At 62.3% G+C, this 23,725-nt stretch carries 20 protein-coding genes, 3 tRNA genes and 1 CRISPR repeat array; of the genes, 12 read left to right on the top strand and 11 right to left on the bottom strand.

Going from position 1 to position 23,725, the window contains the following annotated elements; all coding sequences use genetic code 11:
* Positions 1 to 43: 43 nt before the first annotated feature.
* Positions 44 to 620: a CRISPR direct-repeat array (repeat unit 29 nt; unit sequence CGGTTCATCCCCACGTGCGTGGGGAACAC).
* A gap of 319 nt (positions 621 to 939) precedes the next feature.
* From VL52_RS20135 to VL52_RS20125, 3 genes are all read left to right on the top strand, one after another.
* A complete protein-coding gene (locus VL52_RS20135; protein WP_046158719.1) occupies positions 940 to 2,271 on the top strand; it encodes a replication-associated recombination protein A in 1,332 nt (443 codons plus the stop codon).
* A gap of 2 nt (positions 2,272 to 2,273) precedes the next feature.
* Entirely contained in the window at positions 2,274 to 3,557 is a 1,284-nt protein-coding gene (gene serS / locus VL52_RS20130) for a serine--tRNA ligase (protein ID WP_046158718.1), read from the top strand.
* Positions 3,558 to 3,908: 351 nt separating this feature from the next.
* Positions 3,909 to 4,454 (top strand): GIY-YIG nuclease family protein, encoded by a 546-nt coding sequence (locus VL52_RS20125; RefSeq protein ID WP_046158717.1) that lies wholly within the window; start codon positions 3,909 to 3,911, stop codon positions 4,452 to 4,454.
* A gap of 13 nt (positions 4,455 to 4,467) precedes the next feature.
* Here VL52_RS20125 and VL52_RS20120 read toward each other — a convergent pair whose 3' ends face one another.
* The gene (locus VL52_RS20120; protein ID WP_046158716.1) at positions 4,468 to 6,981 is read right to left on the bottom strand and encodes an EAL domain-containing protein; all 2,514 of its coding nucleotides are present in this window, start codon (positions 6,979 to 6,981) and stop codon (positions 4,468 to 4,470) included.
* A 148-nt stretch (positions 6,982 to 7,129) separates the two neighbouring features.
* Positions 7,130 to 8,446, bottom strand: a complete 1,317-nt coding sequence (gene rimO / locus VL52_RS20115) for a 30S ribosomal protein S12 methylthiotransferase RimO (RefSeq protein WP_046158715.1) — start codon at positions 8,444 to 8,446, stop codon at positions 7,130 to 7,132.
* Between the two features lie 276 nt (positions 8,447 to 8,722).
* Between rimO and speG the strand changes: the two genes are divergently transcribed.
* Positions 8,723 to 9,256 (top strand): spermidine N1-acetyltransferase, encoded by a 534-nt coding sequence (speG, locus tag VL52_RS20110; protein ID WP_046158714.1) that lies wholly within the window; start codon positions 8,723 to 8,725, stop codon positions 9,254 to 9,256.
* Between the two features lie 40 nt (positions 9,257 to 9,296).
* Here speG and VL52_RS20105 read toward each other — a convergent pair whose 3' ends face one another.
* The 3 genes from VL52_RS20105 to phaR form a co-directional block, all read right to left on the bottom strand.
* Positions 9,297 to 10,382 (bottom strand): RICIN domain-containing protein, encoded by a 1,086-nt coding sequence (locus VL52_RS20105; protein ID WP_052729434.1) that lies wholly within the window; start codon positions 10,380 to 10,382, stop codon positions 9,297 to 9,299.
* Between the two features lie 167 nt (positions 10,383 to 10,549).
* Complete coding sequence (locus VL52_RS25465) at positions 10,550 to 11,842, bottom strand: tetratricopeptide repeat protein (RefSeq protein WP_052729433.1); 1,293 nt, start codon at positions 11,840 to 11,842, stop codon at positions 10,550 to 10,552.
* 92 nt (positions 11,843 to 11,934) lie between these two features.
* Positions 11,935 to 12,495 carry a polyhydroxyalkanoate synthesis repressor PhaR gene (gene phaR / locus VL52_RS20095; protein WP_021477065.1) on the bottom strand — a complete coding sequence of 187 codons (561 nt, stop codon included), beginning with the start codon at positions 12,493 to 12,495 and terminating at the stop codon, positions 11,935 to 11,937.
* Between the two features lie 188 nt (positions 12,496 to 12,683).
* On the opposite strand from phaR, the gene VL52_RS20090 reads away from it, so the two are divergent.
* Both VL52_RS20090 and VL52_RS20085 read left to right on the top strand, forming a co-directional pair.
* On the top strand, positions 12,684 to 13,238 hold the full coding sequence (locus VL52_RS20090) for a phasin family protein (protein ID WP_046158713.1): 555 nt from the start codon (positions 12,684 to 12,686) through the stop codon (positions 13,236 to 13,238).
* Between the two features lie 133 nt (positions 13,239 to 13,371).
* Positions 13,372 to 14,508 (top strand): M14 family metallopeptidase, encoded by a 1,137-nt coding sequence (locus tag VL52_RS20085; RefSeq protein ID WP_046158712.1) that lies wholly within the window; start codon positions 13,372 to 13,374, stop codon positions 14,506 to 14,508.
* Positions 14,509 to 14,566: 58 nt separating this feature from the next.
* On the opposite strand, the gene VL52_RS20080 is transcribed toward VL52_RS20085, so the two are convergent.
* From VL52_RS20080 to ygfZ, 3 genes are all read right to left on the bottom strand, one after another.
* Entirely contained in the window at positions 14,567 to 16,531 is a 1,965-nt protein-coding gene (locus tag VL52_RS20080; protein WP_235429341.1) for a cyclic-di-GMP receptor FimW-related protein, read from the bottom strand.
* Positions 16,450 to 16,755, bottom strand: coding sequence for an H-NS histone family protein (locus VL52_RS20075; protein ID WP_021477061.1), 306 nt, complete (start codon positions 16,753 to 16,755; stop codon positions 16,450 to 16,452). Before VL52_RS20075 ends, VL52_RS20080 begins: the two co-directional genes overlap by 82 nt.
* A gap of 98 nt (positions 16,756 to 16,853) precedes the next feature.
* A complete protein-coding gene (gene ygfZ / locus VL52_RS20070; RefSeq protein ID WP_046158710.1) occupies positions 16,854 to 17,888 on the bottom strand; it encodes a CAF17-like 4Fe-4S cluster assembly/insertion protein YgfZ in 1,035 nt (344 codons plus the stop codon).
* A gap of 212 nt (positions 17,889 to 18,100) precedes the next feature.
* On the opposite strand from ygfZ, the gene VL52_RS20065 reads away from it, so the two are divergent.
* The 6 genes from VL52_RS20065 (at position 18,101) to VL52_RS20040 (ending at position 20,670) form a co-directional block, all read left to right on the top strand.
* A tRNA-Asn gene (locus VL52_RS20065) sits at positions 18,101 to 18,176 on the top strand.
* Positions 18,177 to 18,209: 33 nt separating this feature from the next.
* Positions 18,210 to 18,285, top strand: a tRNA-Asn gene (locus VL52_RS20060).
* Between the two features lie 32 nt (positions 18,286 to 18,317).
* Positions 18,318 to 18,393 (top strand) — tRNA-Asn (locus VL52_RS20055).
* Positions 18,394 to 18,476: 83 nt separating this feature from the next.
* Complete coding sequence (locus VL52_RS20050; protein WP_046158709.1) at positions 18,477 to 19,334, top strand: DMT family transporter; 858 nt, start codon at positions 18,477 to 18,479, stop codon at positions 19,332 to 19,334.
* Positions 19,335 to 19,393: 59 nt separating this feature from the next.
* Positions 19,394 to 19,855: a large conductance mechanosensitive channel protein MscL gene (mscL, locus tag VL52_RS20045; protein ID WP_021477058.1), complete on the top strand. Its 462-nt coding sequence runs from the start codon at positions 19,394 to 19,396 to the stop codon at positions 19,853 to 19,855.
* Between the two features lie 245 nt (positions 19,856 to 20,100).
* Positions 20,101 to 20,670 (top strand): TMEM165/GDT1 family protein, encoded by a 570-nt coding sequence (locus tag VL52_RS20040; protein ID WP_046158708.1) that lies wholly within the window; start codon positions 20,101 to 20,103, stop codon positions 20,668 to 20,670.
* A gap of 51 nt (positions 20,671 to 20,721) precedes the next feature.
* On the opposite strand, the gene VL52_RS20035 is transcribed toward VL52_RS20040, so the two are convergent.
* The 3 genes from VL52_RS20035 to VL52_RS20025 all read right to left on the bottom strand — a co-directional run bounded on the left by VL52_RS20035 (position 20,722) and on the right by VL52_RS20025 (position 23,602).
* Positions 20,722 to 22,521 (bottom strand): methyl-accepting chemotaxis protein, encoded by a 1,800-nt coding sequence (locus tag VL52_RS20035; RefSeq protein ID WP_046158707.1) that lies wholly within the window; start codon positions 22,519 to 22,521, stop codon positions 20,722 to 20,724.
* Between the two features lie 86 nt (positions 22,522 to 22,607).
* Positions 22,608 to 23,210, bottom strand: coding sequence for a methyltransferase domain-containing protein (locus tag VL52_RS20030; RefSeq protein ID WP_046158706.1), 603 nt, complete (start codon positions 23,208 to 23,210; stop codon positions 22,608 to 22,610).
* Between the two features lie 14 nt (positions 23,211 to 23,224).
* Positions 23,225 to 23,602, bottom strand: coding sequence for a DUF1289 domain-containing protein (locus tag VL52_RS20025; RefSeq protein WP_046158705.1), 378 nt, complete (start codon positions 23,600 to 23,602; stop codon positions 23,225 to 23,227).
* Positions 23,603 to 23,725 lie beyond the last annotated feature (123 nt).

The following is a 23,725-nucleotide window of genomic DNA, read 5'->3' as shown; positions in this document are numbered from 1 at the left end:
GTGGGGAACACCACCACCGGCGATGCCACTATCGGCGGCAAGTCGGTTCATCCCCACGTGCGTGGGGAACACGCTTTCGATCCACTCCATCCCGGCATCTGCGCCGGTTCATCCCCACGTGCGTGGGGAACACTGCTGCCGACCACGCCGCCGCCGCGGCGAGGCCGGTTCATCCCCACGTGCGTGGGGAACACGCCATCAAGATGGTTTTGCCAGGCTTGGATGCCGGTTCATCCCCACGTGCGTGGGGAACACTTATGAGCTAGGAGCCGCCTCCCTCCCCCCCCGGTTCATCCCCACGTGCGTGGGGAACACTGGGCGGCGGCATGCCGGCCCGCGTCAACTAACGGTTCATCCCCACGTGCGTGGGGAACACGGCGGCGCCGGCGTGGTCGGCAGCTGCAGGATCGGTTCATCCCCACGTGCGTGGGGAACACTTCAAGCGCATTTGGTTGCTGAGCGCGACCGTCGGTTCATCCCCACGTGCGTGGGGAACACGCAAGTAAAAAATTCAACAACGATCAACTTGCCGGTTCATCCCCACGTGCGTGGGGAACACTCGAGCTTTTCGATCCGTTCGCCCACCTCAGCCGGTTCATCCCCACGTGCGTGGGGAACACACCATTTTCAAACTGCTGATTTTTAAAGATAAAAACCCACTCTGAAATTCTACCGATTTTTCCGGCCATAAAACGCCGTTCAAATCCCCCTGCAAACCACCGCGCGGCCTTGGGAAATTGTCCCTCTCCAAGCGGGCCGCGCGCTAGCCTCAGAGCCTGGGCGCAAGGCCTCTCAACAGCCCGGCTTTTGCTCGGCCAGACGCCATAGACTAACGACATTCCAATGACATGCAAGCAAAAAGCGCCTGGCTGGCGCTTTTTTCATGCCGGTCCCCAACTGGTATACTGTTTCTCCGCTCCATCCCGCCCAAATCGCGCCATGTCCGATCTTTTTTCCGTCGAACCGCAAAAACCGCTGGCCGAGGCCTTGCGTCCGCAGGCGCTCGATCAGGTGATCGGCCAGCAGCATCTGATCGGTCCGGGCAAGCCGCTTAGCCTGGCGGTGGCGTCCGGCAAGCCGCACTCGATGATATTGTGGGGCCCGCCCGGCGTGGGCAAGACCACGCTGGCGCGCATTCTGGCCGCCAGCTTCGACGCCGAGTTCATCCCGATCTCGGCGGTGTTCGCCGGCGTCAAAGACATCCGCGAGGCGGTTGAGCGCGCCAATGCCGTGCTGCAGCGCTCCGGCCGACGCACCATCCTGTTCGTCGACGAGGTTCACCGCTTCAACAAGAGCCAGCAGGACGCCTTCCTGCCCTTCGTCGAATCCGGCCTGATCACCTTCATCGGCGCCACCACCGAAAATCCATCGTTCGAGGTCAATTCCGCGCTGCTGTCGCGCGCCCAGGTCTATGTGCTGAACAGCCTGAGCGAGGATGAGCTGAAGCAATTGTTCGAGCGCGCGCGGTCGGAAGGCGCGCTGGATGGGCTGAATTTCGACGACGCGGCCGTCTCCACGCTGACCGGCTACGCCGACGGCGACGCCCGCCGCTTCCTGAACCTGCTGGAACAGACCCGCACCGCGGCGCAGACGCGCGGCGCTGCGGACATCGACCCGGCTTTTCTGGAAGAGGTGCTGACGCTGAACGCGCGCCGCTTCGACAAGGGCGGCGACGCCTTCTACGACCAGATCTCGGCGCTGCACAAATCGGTGCGCGGCTCCAATCCGGACGCCGCGCTGTACTGGCTCAGCCGCATGCTGGACGGCGGCGCCGACGCGCGCTACCTGGCGCGCCGCATCGTGCGCATGGCCTGGGAGGACATCGGCCTGGCCGATCCGCGCGCGATGCAGATCGCCAACGACGCGGCGCTGACCTACGAAAGGCTGGGCAGTCCGGAAGGCGAACTTGCGCTGGGACAAGCGGTGATCTATCTGGCGGTGGCCGCCAAGAGCAATGCCGGATACAACGCGTATAATCAGGCCCGCGCCTTCGTCAAACAGGACAAATCCCGCCCGGTGCCGGTACACTTGCGGAACGCGCCCACCCGCCTGATGAAGGAACTGGGTTACGGCCACGCCTACCGCTACGCGCACGATGAGCCCCACGCCTACGCCGCCGGGGAAACCTATCTTCCGGAGGGGCTGGAAGACATCGAATGGTACCGTCCGGTGCCGCGCGGGCTGGAAAGCAAGATTCAGGATAAACTGGCCTTTTTGCGTCAGCTGGATGCAGACGCCCAGCAAGATCCCGATAGTGAAAAACAGGAATAATCATGCTCGACATCAATCTACTTCGCAATGACATCGAAGCCGTCGCCGCCCGTCTGGCGGACCGCGGCTACACCCTGGACACCGCCGCATTCAATCAGCTGGAAGCCGAGCGCAAGTCCCTGCAATCCCGGATGCAGGAACTGCAAGCCAAGCGCAACGCCACTTCCAAGCAGATCGGCATCGCCAAGAGCAAGGGTGAAGACGTCTCCGCCATCATGGCCGAAGTAGCCACCCTGGGTGACGAGCTGAAAGCCGCCGAACAGGCGTTCGACGGCGTGCAGGGCAAGCTGGACGCCTGGCTGCTGGTGATCCCCAACCTGCCGCACGAATCGGTGCCGGCCGGCAAGGATGAAAACGACAACGTGGAAGCCCGCCGCGTCGGCGTGCCGCGTCAGTTCGACTTCGAAGTGAAAGACCACGTCGACGTCGGCGCCCCGCTGGGCCTGGATTTCGACACCGGCGCCAAGCTGTCCGGCGCCCGCTTCACCGTGCTGAAGGGAGACATCGCCCGCCTGCACCGAGCCATCGCCCAGTTCATGCTGAACACCCATACCGGCAGCCATGGCTACGAAGAGCATTACACCCCGTACATCGTCAACGACACCGCGCTCCTGGGCACCGGCCAGTTGCCCAAATTCGCCGAGGACATGTTCAAGGTGACCCGCGGCGGCGACGAAGAAGCCGCGCCGCAATACCTGATCTCCACCTCGGAAGTGACGCTGACCAACACCGTCGCCGATACCATCCTGCAAGAGAGCGAGCTGCCGAAGAAGATGACCGCGCACTCGCCGTGCTTCCGCTCCGAAGCAGGCAGCTACGGCCGCGATACCCGCGGCATGATCCGCCAGCACCAGTTCGACAAGGTGGAAATGGTACGCGTGGAGAAGCCGGAACACTCCTACGCCGCGCTGGAAGAGATGGTGGGCCACGCCGAGAACATCCTGAAGGCGCTGGAACTGCCCTACCGCGTGGTGACGCTGTGCACCGGCGACATGGGTTTCGGCTCCGCCAAGACCTATGATCTGGAAGTGTGGCTGCCCGCGCAGAACACCTACCGCGAAATCTCCAGTTGCTCCAACATGACCGATTTCCAGGCTCGCCGCATGAAGGCGCGCTACAAGGACGAAAACGGCAAGAACCAACTGGTGCACACGCTGAACGGCTCCGGCCTGGCGGTGGGCCGCACCCTGGTGGCCATTCTGGAAAACTACCAGAACGCCGACGGCAGCGTGACTGTGCCGAGCGTGCTGCGTCCGTTCATGGGCAAGGACAGGATCGGCGGCTGAGACCCGGGCGGTCTCGCCAGCAAACTGCAATCGACGCCGGCCGCCACGCCGGCGTTTTTCACGCCCTCACTCCAGGCTTGCCCTCTCCCTGCCTAAAACCCGCTAACAAAACCCCTGATCCTGCGTTGCGCCTCCTTGCCGTACTACTGGTACTGCCTGCGTCGGCGCGCCTTGGCTCAGGTTCTCTGCGAGGTTTTGTTAGCGGCTCTAAGCACTCCCGCCATTCACGACTCCTGCGCCGTCTCGTTACAGATAAAGCCGTCCCTATCTCACGGCCCACCCAGCCGGCGGCGGCATCCCCGGACACCCCAGGCGCGTCTTGCTTGCGCAACCATCCTCAGGAGAACCGACATGGCTGAAGTTCAATACCGGCTTAACGCCGCCATACCCCTCAACCAGATTCTACCCGCCAACCCCGGCGTGCCCACCGCCTTGCCGGCGGCCTTCGTCAACCAGCCCGGCCTGTACATCATCCTCAACCAGAACAACCCTCAAGAAAACAGGTATATGGGCATCTCCGACAACTTGCGCAATCGTTTCGCCGGCCGGCAGGGCGTATGCTTCGAGCTGGGCTTCGCGCCACAGGTGCTGAACAATATTTACGCCTTCCTCGGCACCATGCGCTACCGGAACAATGGCGCGGCCAACTGGACCAATGCCCCGGGCTACGCCGTGCCCAATCTGATGATCGCTCTGGACGGCCAAAACTACGACCTTGAGCACCTATTCATCAAAGCCTCCCAACATGCCTGGCCGCACGGCACCATCACGAACACGCAGAAAACCGGCGTCTTGAGGAATACCGGGGGCTTTCCCATCGATGTCGCCATCAGCTGGGTTGGCCCAGCGCCCAATCAGCAGCAGGTCCGCATTCCGGTGGGCGGACAATTGGCATGACGCCTGAAGCCGCTCATCGCCCCGCCATCGCCACCGGCGACCGCGCCTCCAACATCGAGGCGAACGCCTCAGGCGGCAAGGGCTTGCTGAACAGATAGCCCTGCGCGCAGTTGCATCCCTGCTCCAGCAGGAAACGCCGCTGCGCCTCCTCTTCCACCCCCTCCGCCACCACGTCCAGCCCCAGGCTGCGAGCGATAGAGACGATGGCGCTGGTGATGGCGGCGTCGTCGCCGTCGCAATGCAGATCGTCGATGAAGGAGCGGTCTATCTTCAACCCGCGCACCGGCAAGCGCTTCAGATAGGACAGCGAGGAATAGCCGGTGCCGAAGTCGTCGATGGACAGATACATGCCCAGATTCTGCAGCCGGAACAGCGTGTCCACCATGCCGCCGGCGTCCTCCATCACCACGCTCTCGGTGATTTCCAGCTCCAGCGCGCCGCTGTCCAGGCCATGGCGGGCCAGCGTCTGCTCCAGCTCGGCGACGAAGTCGCCGTGCTTGAGCTGGCGGCCGGACACATTCACCGCCAGGCGGCCCGGCGCCAGGCCGGCGTCGCGCCAGCGGCGGGCATCGGCGCAGGCGGTTTCCAGCACCCAGGCGCCGATCTGCGCGATCAGCGCGCTCTCCTCGGCGATGGGAATGAAACGGTCCGGCGGCACCAGGCCCAATTCGGGATGCCGCCAGCGCAGCAGCGCCTCTGCGCCCACCAGCTCGCCGCTGTCCAGCGCCACCTTGGGTTGGTACCACAGCTCCAGCTCCTGCTGCGCCAGCGCGCGGTGCAGGCTGTATTCCAGCTTCAGCCGCTCCAGCGCGCGCGCGTTCATGTCCGGGGTGTAGAACTGGAAGCCGTTCTTGCCGCCGTCCTTGGCGCGGTACATCGCGGTGTCCGCGTGCACCAGCAGCGTGTCGGCGTCGCGGCCGTCCAGCGGGAACATGCTGATGCCTATGCTGGCGGAGATGAACATCTGCTGGCCGGCCACGCCGGACAGCTCGGTGACCGCGTCCAGCATCGCCTGCGCCCGCGCCGCCACCTGGGCTTCGCCGGCGGCGCCTTCCAGCAGCAGCGTGAATTCGTCGCCGCCCAGCCTGGCCACGGTCTCGGTGGGCAGCAGCCGCGATTGCAGCTGCCGCGCGATGTGGATCAGCAACTGGTCGCCGGCGTAGTGGCCCAAGGTGTCGTTGACCAGCTTGAAGCGGTCCAGGTCGATGAACAGCAGCGCCAGCTGCTGGCCGGCCGCGCCGGCCCGGTCCACCGCGCCCTGCAGCCGCTCCAGGAACAGCGTGCGGTTGGGCAGGCTGGTCAGCGCGTCGTGGTTGGCCAGGAAATGCAGCCGCTCCTCGGCCTGCTTGCGCTGGGTGATGTCGGAAAATACCGCCACGTAGTGCAGGCATTCGCCGTTGGCGTCGCGGATCGCGGTGATGCTCAGGTGCTCGGTGTACAGCAGGCCTCCCTTGCGCCGGTTCACCACCTCGCCCTGCCAGCGTCCGTCGCGCAGCAAGCAGCGCCACAGCTGCTGATAAAACTCCGGCGGCTGCTTGCCGGATTTCAGCAAGGCCGGCGTCTTGCCCAGCGCCTCTTCCCGGCTGTAGCCGGTGATGCGGGCGAAAGCGGGATTCACCGACTGGATCACGCCGTTGCGGTCGGTGATGATGATGCCTTCCATCGTCGACTCGAACACCTTGTCGGCCAGCAGCAGGCTGTGGCGCGACTGCTGCAAGGCCTCGTCGCGCTGACGCAGCGCCTCGTTCAGCTCGTGCAGGTATTCGTGTTCGATGCCCTGCACGATGTCGTCGAAGCCCAGCAGCCGCAGCAGGCGGCCATCGTCGCCAAACACCGCCAGGTGGCGGATATTGTGCTGCTGCAGCAAACGCCTGGCCTGCAGCAAACTGGAAAATTCGGACACGCCGATCAGCGGGCGGCGGCAGCCCTCGCCCAGGGTTGGCGGCAACTGGTCCGAGGCCAGCCAGCGCAGCACGTCGCGCTGGGTGACGATGCCGTGCCCGCCATCCTCCAGCGCCACCGCCAGCGCCGACAAACCCTGCTCGCGCATCCGCTCCATCGCCTCGCGCGGCGTGGCCGCCGCCGGCAGCGACCGCGCCGGCGGCCCGGGCAGGTCGCGGATGCGTTTGACGATCAGAAAGGATTCCAGCCCCTGATTGCGGACGATGTCGGTCAGCGTGACGATGCCCAGCGGCTGACCGCGCTTCCACACCAGCACGTGGCGCAGCTGGCGGCGGCGGAAGGCCTCCACCGCATCCTGCAACGACATGTCGTGCGGCAGGCTGGCCAACTGCGCGCTGATCGCCTGCCCCACCGGCAAGTCCGGATCGCGGCGCCCCAGCGACGCCTCCAGCGCATCGGATTCGGTCCACAGGCCCAGCACCTCTCCTTTTTCGTCGCGCACGGCGATGGAGCTGCAGGCGGCCGCCATCATCCGGCTGGCGGCTTCGCGGATGGGCAGGGACGGCGGGCAACACAGGAGATCGCAGGATGCGATGTCGGCCAGGGTTTGAATCGAATAGGACATTGACAAACATGGCCTCGTCATAAGCTGACGGCCATTATACCGTTAACCATCTTGCCGCAAGGGCCGGAATGTCAAAAATTCTATCCTGTGCGAAATAAAAAAGCGCCGGATCGAAATCCGGCGCTTTGTCTTGTCCACGAGGCGCGCGTCAGCGACGCTCGCCCCACAGGTCGTGCTCGCTGCAATCGACGATTTCCACCTGGTAGAACTCGCCCGCTTGCATGCCAGTCGAGTCTTCGACAAACACCAGGCCGTCGATCTCCGGCGCGTCGGCATAGCTGCGGCACACCGCGGTGCCCTCGTCATCGATCTCGTCCACCAGCACTTTCAAGGTCTGGCCGACGCGGCGCTCCAGGCGGCGCGCGCTGATCTCGGCCTGCACCTCCATGAAGCGCTCCTTGCGGGCTTCTTTCACGTCTTCCGGCACCTGGTTCGGCAGCTCGTTGGCGGTGGCGCCCTCGACCGGGGAGTAAGTGAAGCAGCCGACGCGGTCGAGCTCCGCCTCGCGGATGAATGCCAGCAGTTCCTCGAAGTCTTCCTCGGTCTCGCCAGGGAAGCCGACGATGAAGGTGGAGCGGATCACCAGTTCCGGGCAGATCTCGCGCCACTTCTTGATGCGCGCCAACACGTTGTCGCTGTTGGCCGGCCGTTTCATCAGCTTCAGCACCTTCTGGCTGGCGTGCTGGAACGGGATGTCGAGATACGGCAGGATCTTGCCGTCGCGCATCAGCGGAATCACCTCGTCCACGTGCGGGTACGGGTAGACGTAGTGCAGGCGCACCCAGATGCCGTGGCTGCCCAGCTCCTCGCACAGCTCGGTCATCCGGGTCTTCACCGGGCGGCCGTTGTGGAAGCCCAGCTTGTACTTGGTGTCCACGCCGTAAGCCGAGGTGTCCTGCGAGATCACCAGAATCTCTTTGACGCCGGCCTTGGCCAGGCTCTCCGCCTCGCGCAGCACGTCGTGGATGGGACGGCTTTCCAGATCGCCGCGCATCGACGGGATGATGCAGAAGGTGCAACGGTGGTTGCAGCCCTCGGAAATCTTCAGGTAGGCGTAATGCTTGGGCGTCAGGCGCACGCCGATATCCGGCACCAGGTCGACGAAGGGGTCGTGCGGCTTGGGCAGGTGGGTATGCACCGCGGTCATCACTTCATCGGTGGCGTGCGGGCCGGTCACGGCCAAGACCGACGGATGCACATCGCGCACCACATCGCCCTTGGCCCCCAGACAGCCGGTGACGATCACTTTGCCGTTTTCGTTCAGCGCTTCGCCGATGGCGTCCAGCGACTCCTCTACGGCGGAGTCGATGAAACCGCAGGTGTTCACCACCACCAGGTCAGCCCCATCATAGGAAGGAGCGATTTCATAGCCTTCGGCGCGAAGGCGGGTCAGTATCTGCTCGGAATCGCTCGCGGCCTTGGGACAACCAAGGGAGACGAACCCGACGCGGGGAGTCTTGTTCATGTTCAACGTCTTGGGCGGAAACAAATCGCGCGATTATACAACGGTTTGTCTAACGATACCCATTTGGTTTAAACGGAAAGGCGCAGAGCGACGCAGCAAGCCTCGAGCACTCCCTTTCATGCTCTCTCCCCAAACATCCCGCCATGGTTCGCGCGCCGCCAATTGCGGCGACACCGCTCCCCGCTCCAGAACTCGCGCGCCGCGCGTCGGTCACACCGCTGTCGCGTCGACGCCTGCCGATTTCCATTCTCCCCCTCGCATGCATAGGAAACCCAAATGCCATCCCCTGCCGTCAATCTCAAACTGCGCCCGCTGGAACGGGACGATCTGGCCTTCGTCCACGAGATGAACAACAACGCCAACATCATGCGCTATTGGTTCGAGGAGCCGTACGAGGCATTCGTCGAACTGGTGGACCTGTATGACAAGCATATCCACGATCAGAACGAACGCCGTTTCGTGGTCGAGGATGGCGCGCGCAAGGTGGGGCTGGTCGAGCTGGTGGAGATCGATTACATCCACCGCCGCGCCGAGTTCCAGATCATCATCCACCCGGAACACCAGGGCCGCGGCTACGCCAGCCAGGCGACCCGGCTGGCGATGCGCTACGCCTTCGCCGTGCTCAACCTGTACAAGCTGTACCTGATCGTCGACAAGGAAAACGCCAAGGCGATACACGTTTACCAGAAGCTGGGTTTCCAGCCGGAAGGCGAGCTGATAGACGAGTTCTTCGTCAATGGCCGTTACCGCAGCGCGCTGCGGATGTGCCTGTTTCAGGCCGCGTTTTTGCAAACGGCGGTCGAGGGCTGACCGAATCCGGCCAGTCTCGGCCGGACTCGCCCCGCTCCCGTCAGCGCGTCGGCAAGCTCCAGCTCTGATTGGCCGTGCCGCCGCATTGCAGCAGACTGACCGGCTGCCCGGAACGGTTGGCACTCAGGCACAGGCCGCTCTTGGCGCTGCGTATCGCGCTGCCGCTGCGCGTCCAGGCGGATGTCCCGCTGCAGCTGCGGATGTCGACGCCGCTGCCATGCTCTTCCAGGCAATAGTTGTCCTTCAGCTGCAGCGAGCCATCCTTAGCATGCACCCAGGCCTGATTGCCGCCGCCGTGGCAGCCGTAGGCAATCGCCGCCGCGCCCTCGCTCGCGCCGCCGCTGGCGTCCAGGCACTGGCTGCCGTTGGCGATCGGTCCTCGGGTGCTGTTGCCGATGCCGTTTTCCTGCGCGCTGCTCTGGCTGTAGGCCGTGACCTTGGAAAAAGCCGGGCAGGCGTCGCTGACCGAGGTGCCGCTGATGCTGCCCGGCACCAGCCTGCCGGCGACGAAGCCGGACGGGACCCCGAATGTCGCCTTGCTATAGGGCTGGCCCAGGCAGGTGGCGCGATTGCTGTTCCACTCGAAGTATTCGGCCCAGTTGACCATATTGTGCGGCGAGATCTTACTCGCCGCGGTCTTGATGCTGCCCAGCTTGAACGACGCGCCGCTGGTCTGATCGGTGACGGTCACCCCCAGCCAGCCGCCAGCCTCGTAAGCGACGTGGAAGCGGTAGCTATGCCCCTGCGTCCAGTCCACGTGGATGCGGCAGCTGCGGCCAGTGCCTTCTCCGGAGAAAGTGGTGCAGTAACTGCCGGCGCTGCCCGCTTTGGCATCGGTGGTGTCCCAGGCGGAAAACAGGAAGGTGCGCTTGCCGCCGCCATTGCTCTGCATGCCGGTATAAGCGCCGGACGTGCCGACCAGATCGAACTGGTTGGCCCAGTACACATTGGCGGAATAGCCTGGATCGCGGTCCACCTTGATGGTGAAATCAACGGCATCCATGCCAGCCGACGCGGCGGCGGGGAACCGGTAGTTGGTATAAGTGCCCGGGGTCTTGCCCAGGGCATGGGCCAGAGGGGAAAGCGAAAGCAGCAGCAGCAGGGGAAGCGTGGTTTTGGCGTGCATCGCGGTCATCCTTCATGAGATTGACGAAAAACACACGCAAACGATGCCACTCGTCTGCGCATGGCGATGGCTTTATGAATATCCAAAATAGAGCAATTGATCAATATGAATTAATTACAAATACCATTCAAATACCATGGTAGTTTGTTTCGAATAACTCATAACGCCTAGCGTTTTCGCGCGCAGACGAAGTCGCCCCACACCGGGCAGCCGGACTCGTCCCTGACCGGCATCCGCGTTCTTTCCAGTACCGCCCAACCTTCTTGCAGCAAGCGGTCCAGATAACGGACATGGTGGCGGTAGCGGCCGCTGTGATGCAGCCGGAAATCGCCGGCCTCGCCGTCGTCCAGGCTTTCGGTGCAGAACAGCAGCAGGCAGCCAGGCATCGCCCGCGCCGCCAACAGGATGAACAGCTCTTCCAGTTCGCCCAAGTAAGGCAGCGTGTCCATGCAGACGATCAACTGGTAAGCCCCGCCCCCTGTCCGGAGAAAGTCACGCAGTTCCCGCTCATCCAGGCTGTCGTATATTCCCTTGGCCCTGGCCCGCTCCAGCATGCCGGCGCTCAGATCCACGCCATCGAGCCGGCTGGCGTAAGGCCGCGCCGCCTCGCCGACCAGCCCGGTGCCGCATCCCAGGTCCAGCGCGGACAGCGATTGCGCCGCGATGCCCAGGCGGGACAGGCAAGCCGACGTCCATTGCGGGCCCTGATAGCGCAGGCGCGCAAGATCCTGATCGAAGCTGGCCGCCGCGGCGTCGAAGGCGCTGCCGACGTATTCGGCGTCGCAGGAATCCGGCGCCTCTCCCCCGCCGAACGCCGCCAGCATGTGCCGGGCCACTGGGCTGTCGCCCCGCTCCCGCAGCCAATCCTGAGCCAGCGCTCTCGCTTCCTCATGCCGCCCCAGCTCGCACAATGCCTGTCCCACCGCGATGGGCGCCATCGCCCCGGGCGGTTCGGCCAGCACGCCCAAGGCATTGCAGCGCCGGGCCTCGCCGTGGCGTTCCAGCCGCAGCAGCATGCCGGTCAGCAGATGGAAGGCATCCGGGCAATGCTGGTTCAGCGACACCGCATGGCACAACGCCTGCTCGGCTTCGGCGTCCCGGCCGGCCCGCATCAGCTGCGCGCCCAGATTGGTCCAGTAGAAATAACGGGCCGGGTCAAGCCGGGCGGCCTCGCTCAGCGCGCTCACCGCCTCTTGGTCCAGCCCCATCCGCGCGCGGGCCAGCCCCAGATTGAAATGCCACTCGGCATGGCCGCCATCCGCCGCCACCGCCCGCTCCAGCAACGGCAGCGCTTCATCCGCGCGGTCCCGCTGCATCAGCAGGAAGCCCAGCCAATGCCTGGCGGCGGCGCCCTGAGCCTCATCGTCCAGCAGATCGCGGTAGGCTGATTCCGCCGCCTCCGCGTCGCCGGACAGGTGCAGCCGCTGCGCTCGCCGCAGGCGCTCGTCTTCAACCGTCATGCTCGCTTTCCCCGGCTATCAAAACACAGGCAAAAAACAAGGCCGGAGCGTTTCCGTCCCCGGCCCTTCATGATCCCTGCCGCTTTCGCCGCTCAGGATTTGTCCTTGTCCTCCGAACCCGGATAGCCCGGGAAACCGAATCCGCCGAACAGCTGCTTGGTCTGCTCCTGCATGCGGTTTTGCATCTCCAGGAACATGCCGGTGCTCTGCTCCATGTAGTTGGCCATCATGTTCTGGATGGCCGGCCCCTGCAGCTTCATGAACTCGCCCCACATCGTGGTGTTCAGCATCGCGTTGTCGCCATACATCGCGCGGGTCTGTTCCTGCATTTTTTGCTGCAGCTGCGAAAACAGCTGGAGGTTCTTCTCCAGGAAAGGCCCCATCATGCCCTGCATCGCCTGGCCGTAGTAGCGGATGAACTGAGTCAGCACCTCATAGCTGAACATCGGCATGCCGCCGTTTTCCTCTTCCAGAATGATCTGCAGCAACACGCTGCGGGTGATGTCTTCTTGAGTCTTGGCATCCACCACCTGGATGTCGACATTGTCCAGAACCAACTGTTTGACATCACCCAAAGTGATGTAGGAACTGGTGGCGGTATCGTACAGACGGCGGTTCGGGTACTTCTTGATGACCCGTTTCTCAACACTCATTTATCGCTCCTGGTTTATCTTCGTGGTGTTGTGCGCTGGCAATCTAACATAAATACAACAAACTAGAGCAAATCTTCTACCACCCCTTTGCCCCTTGTGCTACATTTACGCGTCATTGTGCGGCGCACAATACCACTTCAACGGAACACAGTCGGACCCCATTTTCCACGCAATGGAGGTTTTACACCATGTCCTACAACAACGAACAGCTGAACAAGCTTTCCCTGACCGGCCTCGAGTCCACCCTGCGCTTCGCCCAGATCGCGCTGGACAGCACGGAGCGCCTGGTCAAATTGCAACTGGAAGCGTCCAAGCAGTCGCTGGAAGACCATACCAAGGCCGCCAGACAACTGACCGAATTCAAGGACTCCCAGGAAGCGATCAACCACCTGAACAAGCTGGCCACCCAGTCCATCGACAAGCTCGTCAACCATTCGCGCGATCTGTACGAAGTGGTCTCCGGCACGCAAAGCGAGCTGAGCAAGCTGGTTGAGGAGAGCGTAGGCCTGTTCAACAAATCGCTGATCAGCTCGATCGAATCCGTGGCCAAGAGCGCGCCCGCCGGCTCCGACGCCACGCTGAACGCGGTGAAAACCTCGGTAGCCGCAGCCGCAGCCGCGGTCAACACCTTCAGCAAGGCCGCCCAGCAAGTGGCCGAATTCACCGACAGCAGCGTCAAGGCCGCCACCAGCGCCACCGCCGACGCGGTGAAGAACTCCGCCAAGCGCGGCGCCACCGTCTGAGGCCTGAGGGCCAGCGCCCTTCGCCGCAACCCCGCCTTCACGGCGGGGTTTTCGCATTAACGGATGCGCGCTCCACGCTGCGGCGGTACAATCCCGCTTTACCAGATTGAGCAAGCACGACAGGTTCCCCCGCATGAAAATCAGCAGCAACTTCGACGCCGGCAGCATCGAGATCGTCTCCGCCGACAGCCTTGAAGACATCCAACTGCGCATCCGCCGCGACAACGCGGCCGACTTCGCGCAGTGGTTCTACTTCCGCGTGCAAGGTGCTGCCTATCAACACTGCACCTTCCGCTTCCTCAACGCCGCCGAATGCGCTTACCCGCAGGGCTGGGTGGACTACCAGGCGATGGCCTCCTACGACCGCGTCAACTGGTTCCGCGTGCCCACCCACTACGAAGACGGCGTGATGGTGATCGAACACGTGCCGCTGTCGGGCAGCATCTACTACGCCTACTTCGAGCCCTACAGCTACGATCAGCACCTGAACCTGATCGGCCAGGCCCAGGGCTCCGGCCTGTGCCAGGTATCCGACCTAGGCTCCACCGTGCAGGACCGCGACATGAACCTGCTGACCATCGGCCACGAGGTGGAGTCGGACCTGAAGATCTGGATCACCGCGCGCCAGCATCCGGGCGAGACCATGGCGGAATGGTTTGTCGAGGGCTTCCTCAACCGCCTGCTCGATCCGCAAGACCCCACCAGCCGCGCGCTGCTGGACCGCGCCACTTTCTACGTGGTGCCGAACATGAACCCGGACGGCTCGGTACTGGGCAATCTGCGCACCAACGCCGCCGGCGCCAACCTGAACCGCGAGTGGGCGAACCCCAGCGCGGAAACCAGCCCGGAAGTGCTGGTGGTGCGCCAGAAAATGCTGGAAACCGGCGTAGATCTGTTCCTAGACATCCACGGCGATGAGAACATTCCTTATGTATTCCTGGCCGGCACCGAAGGCGTGCCGTCGTGGAATGCCAAACTGGAAAAGCTCGCGGACAGCTTCCGCCACCATTTCCTGCTGGCCAGCCCCGATTTCCAGACCGAGCACGGCTACCCGCGCAACGAAGCCGGCAAAGCCAATATGAGCATCGCCACCAACTGGGTATGCGAACAGTTCGGCTGCCTCGCCTTCACGCTGGAAATGCCGTTCAAGGACAATCACAACCTGCCCGACGACGACTTCGGCTGGAACGGCCAGCGCAGCCTGCGCCTGGGCGAATCCGCCCTCAGCCCGATCTACGCGGTGCTCAATGAGCTGGCACGCGGCGAATAATCCGCGTTCCAAATGAAAAAGCCGGCAATCGCCGGCTTTTTTCATGCCCCGCTCCCACTCACATCGCCACAGGCAGCTTGTCCAGCGCCTTCACCAACTCCACCTCGGCCATGCACCAATCGCTGCCTTTTTCCAGCACCTTGCCCAGCGCGATCTGGAAATGCTTGCCCCGGGCAGTCATGTAGAACTGCTTGCCCAGCATGTACAGCGACAAGGGCAAGATCAACGCGTTGATCACCTTGCCCGCGCGCCGGTATGGCATGAATAGGCTGATGTGGCCGGCCAGCCAGACCTGGTCTGGAGGCAGCGTGGGATCGATCAGACGGGTATCGGTCGGCCGCAGCGACGCCGCCAATGGCCGCGTGCTCAGCGTTTCCACCCCCAGATAGATGCGCTCCCGGCCGGTGCGCTTGACGCGGCGGATGATGCCCAGGCTCCAACCCTCCTGCTCCGGCTCGCGAAAGCCGATCAAGCTGCCCAGGCTGACCCACTCGTTTCCCATCACATCCAGCGACACGCCCAAGCCCGTCTGGCTGACATTCTCCAGCGACCAGCGCTGAAACTCCTGCGGCAACCCTGCTTCCGCGGTCTCTCCAGACAACGACAGCGAACTGGTGGCGGGCAACGGCGACAGCGTCTTGTCCCGCTTGCGGCTGGTGACGAAGCCATAGATGCGGATATTGGCCGCATCCTCGTAGCTATCCTTGTCCACGCCTCGCTGGCCCTGCATCTGCTCCTCGTCCGGCCTGCGAATCAGCTTGTGCAGCAGATGCAGGCGATGCGCGACCTCCACCTGCCGGTCGCTGACCGCCACCCGTTCCGCGCGCTCGAACAGCACCGGCTTGGCCGCCCACTCCCGGGTCAAGATGCGCAGCAACGACGCGTCGATGCCAGGCTCGATCAGGCGTTTCAATTCGGCCGGAATTCGGCTCGCCTCCATCACGATCGCCCAGCCATGCAGAATTTCCACCAACTCGGCCGTATTCCAGTAACGCGCCCATTCGCCAGCCTCCCCTTTCACCCGCGCCGCGGGCTTGGGCTCGGCCAAAGACACGCAGAAACTGGCGTCGGCGAAATAAGACTTGCTGATTGTCATGCGATTGCTGAGCAAGGCCAGCAACTCATAGGAGAAATTCACTTGCCGGGCGTTGAGATTGCCATTGCTCAGCACCGACATCATATGCAATGCCAGATACTGATCCTGGACCGTGGTCGCGCCGTTCTTCTCGCCAAAAAGAAATACCGGCCGGCTATCCCAACCGCGCTGCTCGGCGAATCGATACAGCTGATTGGCATTCAGCCAGAATACTTCGTCTGGCTGGTAATTTCTCACATACTGCCATTTGGCATACTCGGCAAGGTAATAAAACATCCGCGCCAGCACCAAAGGCAAATGCTCTTGCACCTTTACGCCATTAGGATTATCTGGCTGGACAGGTAATGCATATTGGTAAAAATCGGTAAATTGCTTGCCGTAATTCAGGATTTGCGCGCGCAGTTGAGTTTCCAGTACCTTGGGCATGCGGGCATTCATCAGGTATTGCACGCACAGGGTATCGTGCAACGGCTGTGTTTCCTGATTCAACGCCAGCACCGCCTCAAGCTGGTCTGCGGATAGTTCCAAAGAAGGCGAGTTCAAGCCCGCCAACAGCTCGGCAACCTTGTCGTGCGCGCCGGCGCCGAACTCCTGTTTCAGCTTTTCCGCATAGGCTTTCGCCGACGATGCGTTGGCCAAGGGATCCTGCTTGCCCTTGGATCCCCTTGCGAAGAAATCCAGCATGCTCTTGTCCAGTATCGTTAGGCCCCCGAGCCGAGCGGTGTTCCGCCTGCGCAGGCTGCCATCACTATTTATAGCAAGCAGCGACGCTCGCTGCTGCCGGGCAAGAAAACCATTAGAAAAAAAAAGCGCCGAGTCGGCGCTTTCTTTATATGAATCCAAACTTAGATAGCCAGGGCTTCCAGCTTTTTGCCGCTGTCGATCCAAGCCTGCACCCAAGCCGGTTTGCGACCGCGGCCAGTCCAAGTCAGGTTGCTGTCGCTGGGGTGGCGATACTTGGCTTCCACCGGCTTGCGCACCGCCACGGCCTTGCTCAGCACGTCTTCCACGCTCAAGCCATAGGCGCGGGCCAGTTCGATAATCTGCTTTTTGGCCTTGGATTTTTCTTCCACTTCGCGACGCTTGATTTCGTTTTCTACGTCAGCCTTCAGTGCGACCAGCGCGGTGAATTCCAGCTTGGACAGATCCATGACATGTTCCCTTGATTATTGGTTTAACGATTTACAGGATGTAATGTAGCCAATCGAAATGGCGCAAGTCAAGGATTAAAAAGAAAATGGATTACCCATTATTCTGTCACGGATTCGATGGCATACGGCAATTCCAGCCGATGCAGCGCAATAGTATGTTCCTCATCGGCAAATATGCCAGCTTCCCACGTCTGAGATTGCGCCACGGCCAAGCCCAGATAAGCGGAATCGTTCAACTGACATACAGCCGCCAGCATGCCTATCGACTGATCCGGCAATTGCGGACTATAAAGCTTGGCCCCAACCGGCAAAGCGGTATCAAATGACACCTTGAACATCCTGCGCTTCATCTTGCCCAGATACTGGCTGCGCGCGACAATTTCCTGGCCTGGATAGCATCCCTTCTTGAAGTTGACCGCGCCAATCAATTCCATATTCGCCATTTGCGGCACAAACTGTTCCTGTGTCGCCTGCACCACCCAAGCGATTCCAGCCTGAATATCCCGCAATGCCCAGGCTTGCGCCAGCGCAGCCTGCAAGCCTTCCGCGCGGGCGATGTCCTCGCCGATCCCGCAGCCGTCTTTCAACGCCAGCAAATAGCCGCCATTCGGCAAAGCCACCAGCGCGGCTTCAGACTGGGCTTCAACCTGCATTTTTCCCAACGAAGCCAGGCCAAGGAAATGTTTTTGCAACTCGCTCCTGGCCAAAATGCCGAACATCCCCAATAACGACCAATCTCGATCCAGCGTCACCTTCACCTTGGAACGCAACACAAACATGGCGAGTCTTTTGGCAACAGCCTCGGCGATATCGGCGGAAACCATCAGGCAATAAGCGCCCTCATGCTGCCAGATCAGAAAACTGGCCAGCATGCGTCCCTTCGCGGTGGAATAGGTGCTGTACTGCGCGCAGCCCGCCGTCACTTCGCGAATATCATTCGACAACTGTCCCTGCAGAAACCCGGCGGCATCCTCGCCCTCCACCCGGATCAACACAAAGTTTTCCAGCGGGGCCAATACCGATCCATTTTCCAAGGCAGCCACCTGCTCCAGATGGGATGCCAACGACGCTTGCCCGTTTTCACCGCGGACCACGCCCTTTTGCCTCAACCATTCATCCCAGAATGCATTCATGTTCCGTTGACTCCGCATTGATTTTCGATAGTTGATCTTACCGCCAACGGCCATCCCGTCGCCAGCGGCGCCCGACATGACCAGTGGAATACCATTGCATAACAAACACCTAAGTTATCCTTCCCCGGCCCGCACATCCGCCGCCGTATTTTTTACCGCGGCAGGCATTGACAAGGCTGTCGGGCTCCGTATATAGTTCGCCCTCACTCAATTCCCTGATAGCTCAGTTGGTAGAGCGACGGACTGTTAATCCGCAGGTCGCAGGTTCGAGCCCTGCTCGGGGAGCCACCGCTTCTGTGGCTGAAATTTGAGTGCGTTTGTTCCCTGATAGCTCAGTTGGTAGAGCGACGGACTGTTAATCCGCAGGTCGCAGGTTCGAGCCCTGCTCGGGGAGCCACACCGCCTAAGGCCCCCAATTAAAAGTTTTGTTCCCTGATAGCTCAGTTGGTAGAGCGACGGACTGTTAATCCGCAGGTCGCAGGTTCGAGCCCTGCTCGGGGAGCCAGAATACGACAAGCCGCAGCTCACGCTGCGGCTTTTTCGTTTCGCGTTTCCCTTTTACAATCGTCTCCATCCACTGGAGAAACGATGTTGAACAAACCCATACCGCTCGCCATCGGCGCCATCCTGCTATGGGCCTCTCTGGCCACGCTGGGCGCGCTGACCCGAAGCCTGCCGCCCTTTCTCGTTGTCGGCGCCAGCCTATGCGTCGGCAGCCTGCTGTCGATCCACCGCGCCCGTGATTGGAAAGTTCCGCCGCTGACTCTGCTGGTTGGCATCTACGGTCTGTTCGGCTACCACTTCCTGCTGTTTTTCGCCTTCCGGCTGGCGCCTGCGCTGGAGGCCAACCTGCTCAACTATCTGTGGCCTCTGCTGATCGTGATGCTGTCCCCGCTGCTGCGCCCCGGCACCCGATTGATGCGCCGCCACATCATCGGCGGCATTCTCGGCTTCATCGGCGCCGGACTGATCGTCACCGGCGGCAAGCTAGCGCTGTCCCAGCAGTACCTGCCGGGCTACCTGCTGGCGATCTCCGCCGCCGCGGTCTGGTCGACCTTCAGCCTGCTCCTCGGCCGCCTGCCCGCCTTTTCCGGCAGCGCGATGGGCGGCTTCTGCCTGGCATCCGGCCTGCTGTCCCTGTTGTGCCACGCGCTGTTCGAGCCCGCGGCGCAACCCACCGCCATGCAATGGGCGACGCTGGTCCTGCTGGGCCTGGGCCCGATGGGCGGCGCCTTTTTCCTGTGGGAGCGCGCACTCAGATTTGGCGATCCCCGGCAGATAGGCTCGCTCTCCTACGCCACCCCGCTGCTCTCCACCCTGCTGCTGACCGCCAGCGGACAGGGCGCGCTCAATCCGCTGGCCGCCGCCGCCATCCTGCTCATCCTGGGCGGCGCGCTGCTGGGCACCTTGCCGGACCGACGGACGCCGCAGATCCAACCTCAGTAGCTTTGCCCAAAACATGCATTAACAGTTAAAATAATCACTATCAAATAAAAGGAAAAGCCATGTCTGTTCTGAAGGAATTCAAGGAATTCGCCGTCAAGGGCAATGTGATCGATCTCGCCGTCGGCGTCGTCATCGGCGGCGCATTCGGCTCCATCGTCAAGTCGCTGGTGGACGATGTGATCATGCCGCCCATCGGCCTGCTGATCGGCAATGTCGACTTCTCCAACCTGTTCTTCGTGCTGAAGGACGGCGCCAAGCAGGCCGGTCCCTACGTCTCGGTCGCCGCCGCCAAGCAGGCCGGCGCCACCACGCTGAACCTGGGCCTGTTCATCAACTCGCTGGTCAGCTTCACCATCGTCGCCTTCGCCATCTTCATGCTGGTCAAGGCCATCAACCGGCTGAAGCGCGAAGAAGCCGCGCCCGCCCCGGCCGCGCCCGCCACCAAGGAATGCCGCTACTGCCTGTCCGCCATCCCGGAAAAGGCCACCCGCTGCCCCTGCTGCACCTCCCAGCTGGACTAGAAGCATAGCCAGCAGCGGCGTCGAAATCGGCGCCGCGCTTGCCCGCGCAGGACGATTCCCCTACAATCGCTTCCGTTCTGGGGGAGTAGCCTCGGCGCGCGACAGCGCCGGCACCGGTCAACATACTTGGCATTCGCCATGGCCGCTGCGACGATCTTCCGTTTGGCAAGACCCATGACATGTTTGCGCACAGCGGGGCCGCGGCGCAGACTTGTCATGGCGTGTCCGCGGCCCCTGGAGTTCCCATGCAAGCCTTCATGATTTCCACCGGCGTGGTGGCCTTGGCCGAGATCGGCGACAAGACCCAATTGCTGGCCCTGCTGCTCGCCTCCCGCTTCAAGAAGCCCGTTCCCATCATCCTCGGCATTTTCGTATCGACGCTGGTCAACCATTTCGCCGCCGCCGCCGTCGGCCAATGGCTGATGAGCCAGGTCGGACCCGACATCATGCGTTGGGGCCTGGGCTTGTCCTTCGTCGCCATGGCGGTATGGATGCTGATACCCGACAAGCTGGATGAAACCGACGCGCTGCGCGAACGCTTCGGCATTTTCGGCACCACCGTGATCGCCTTCTTCATCGCCGAGATGGGCGACAAGACCCAGATCGCCACCGTGGCGCTGTCGGCGCGCTTCCCCGAACAGCTCTATATGGTGGTGGCCGGCACTACGCTGGGCATGATGATCGCCAATGTGCCGGCGGTGCTGCTGGGCGAGGTGGCGGCGAAAAAGCTGCCGCAGAAGCTGATGCATGCGATCGCCGCCGCGCTGTTCATCGGACTGGGCATCGCCACGCTGATGACTCCGCTGTCGCTGTAATCGCAGGCATGAAAAAGGGAGGCCGAGGCCTCCCTTTTTCTCATTCCGCGCTCACTCCTGCGTCAACAAGGCGTGGGGATCGAAACCCACCCGCAAGGCGCCCCAGTGCCGTCCGCGCAACTCCAGCGGCAGCACCACCTCGGACAACACCTCGCCAGTGTCGCGGCTATATGTCTGCAACAGGAAAGGCTGCACATTGCGCGCCGCGCGCAAACCGGCCGCGTCGTTGAAGATGCGCTTGTCGCGGCTCTCGATCAGATCCTTGGCCGGATCGCCGCAGGGCGGCTTGCTGTACCAGCTGTTATGGGTCGGCGCGTAGCCGTTGCCATCCACCGCCACGCAGAACTTGCCGCCCGGAATCTGCCCCACCACGCCGTCCAGCATCGGCTGCAGCAGCTTTTCCAGCTTGGCATCGTAGGCGGTGCGGTATTTCGCCGGCGCGGTGCCGGCAATCTGCTGGTAACGCTGATCGAACAGGTCCAGACCGCTCTGCTGCGTCTGCTGCAACAAGCCCTGCACCTGATCGCGGACATCCCGCGCCCGATTCACCGCCTGATCGAAAGCGCCGTCGCCGATGACGAACTTGGAAACCAGCTCCTGCACCTGCTCCGCCGCCACCGTCAGCTCGGTCGCCGCTTTTTCGGTCTGCCCCAGACGGCCGCTCACCAGTTGTCCCAGCTGGTGGATTTCTGCCACATTCAGATTGACCTGCTGGTTGCTGTCGGCGAAACCATGCATGGTGGAGGCAATCTGGCTCAGGCTGCTGGATGTCGCCTCGAAATCGCCCATCATTTTGCTGAAATGCTCGGACGCGCGCGAGATCACGTCGCGCGCCTGGTTGGTATCGGCGGTGATGGCCTCGGTTTCCTGCTGGGTATTCGCCACCAGGCCCAGCATGCCGTCGATATTGCGCGAAATCTCGTCGGTGGCGGTCTTCACCCGCTCCGCCAGCTTGCGCACCTCGTCCGCCACCACCGCGAAGCCGCGGCCGCTCTCGCCTGCGCGCGCCGCCTCGATGGCGGCATTCAGCGCCAGCAGATTGGTTTGCTCGGACACGTCCTTGATCAGATCGACAATGGTCTTGATGCTGGCCGAACGCTGGCTCAGATCCTCCACCGTGTGGTTGAAATGGCCGACCTTTCGGCTGATGTCGTGAATGCTATCCGTCACCAGGCGCAATTCCTGGTAAGAGTCGCGCGCCACTTTCAGGTTCTCGGCGGTGGTAGAAGAGATGGCCTCCGTCTGCTCGGTGACCAGCCCCGCGCCGCGCGTCGAATCGTCGCTGGCCTGCCTCACCTGCTTGGCCAGATCGTCCTGCTGCCGGGCGCTGCCCAGCGACTCGGTGACATTGCGCCGCGTCACCGCGGAATCCATCGCGATGCGCACCGTCATCAGCCTCACCTTGCTGATGATTTCCCGCATTTTCAGCAAGAAGCGGTTGTAAGACAGCGACAGCTCGCGGATCTCGTCATAGGTAATGGTGGGAATCTCGCGCGATAGGTCCCCAGCGCCGGCGCCGATCTCGTTGAAGATCTGAATGATCATGCGCAACGGCCGCACGATCAGGTAGCGCAGATACCAGACCATGAAAGCGATGAAGACGAAGCTCAACGCCCACAGCCCCAGCGTCCAGTAGAGCGCGCTGTCTATGCTGGCCTCGACTCCGGCCATGATCTGCGGCGACACCCCAGCGCCGCGCAGGCTGTCGCGGATGTCGGACAAGGCGTGGTAGCTGTAGGCCACCATCAGCAGCTGGAACAGGCTGATGAAGAAAAAACTGCACAACTTCTTGCCAAGCGTGTTCCAGAATGTCTTTTCCGAAAACGTGTACAAGCGCCAAAACCACTCCATTTGCTCTCCTCTTGCCGGCTGTGCCGCCGCTATTTTTTATTAGGACGTTATTTTTTCCGATGCGCGCCGCAATTGCCAGCCGATTCTCATCCGGAAGCTTGATCCACATCAAATCCACGCCGCCGCCATACCATCCAGCGCTCGCTATCGCGGAAAACCGCGACGCTCGGCCCCAACGCCTCATCCGCCTCCAGCCTGAACCACGGCGACAACAGATCCGCCAGAGACTCGGCATCAATGCCGAACGGCGGCCCCCGCTCGGCGTCGGCGATGAAAAACACGCCGGCCAGCGCCCCGCCGGGACGGATCAGCGCCGCGACTCGATCAGCATATTGCTTTCGCATGCGCACAGGCAAGGCGCACAAAAAAGCCCGCTCGAACACACAGTCGAAAACGGGCAACTCTTGCAGGAAAAAATCGGCTAGCAATAATCGGCCAGCGGCCTCCGGCCACTGCCTGGCAGCCAGCTCGACCGCGGCCTCGCTGAAATCCACCGCCAGCACCTCATGCCCCATGCCCAGCAAGGGCGGCATGTCCGCCGCGCTGCCGCAGCCCGGCATCAATACCCGCCACGACGGCTGCGCGGAGAAAAACTCGCGCGCGGGCGGCGGCAATTGCCCGCCCTCCCATGGCATCACGCCTTCTCGGTAACGCTGCTCCCAGAAATCCGCCTTGGAACTGTCCGCCATATCATCCTTTCGAATCACTTCTCCAGCAGCCATGCCGCCGCCCGCTCCAGCGACAGGCCCGCGCAATCGCATGCGTCCTCGCGCGCCGAAGCGGCGTCGCGCCAGCGCAAGCGGCCCGCCTCATCTACTCGATAATGCCGTCCCGCGGGCAAGCGCCCCCACTCGACTCCATCCATCTCGTCCAGCTCCAGCAACGCGCCGCAAGCCGCCGCCAACTGCAGCAGACGCAGGCGCGCAGGCAGACGCAGCCACACCGCCTCCCGCTCATCCGCCGACATGAAGCACCACTGGCTCACTTCAGCGAAGGTGCGCGCGCAACCGCGGCAAACGTTGTCGCCCAGCGCGATTGAACACAGGGCGATGCAGGGGGAATCGGGACGGGTAATGCTCATTCGGATGCTCGGCTCGGAAAAACAATGACTTGAAAACGATCTGTCGCTGGCGACAAAACCAAAACGAGTATATCAGCAACAGAAGGACAAACTGGCATCGGATAAAACCGATAATAGGAAGGA

It is taken from the genome of Chromobacterium vaccinii (genome assembly GCF_000971335.1).
Classification (GTDB): Bacteria; Pseudomonadota; Gammaproteobacteria; order Burkholderiales; family Chromobacteriaceae; genus Chromobacterium; species Chromobacterium vaccinii.
The sequence above is the reverse complement of the archived record's forward strand: the minus strand, read 5'-3'. Positions and strand labels throughout refer to the sequence as shown.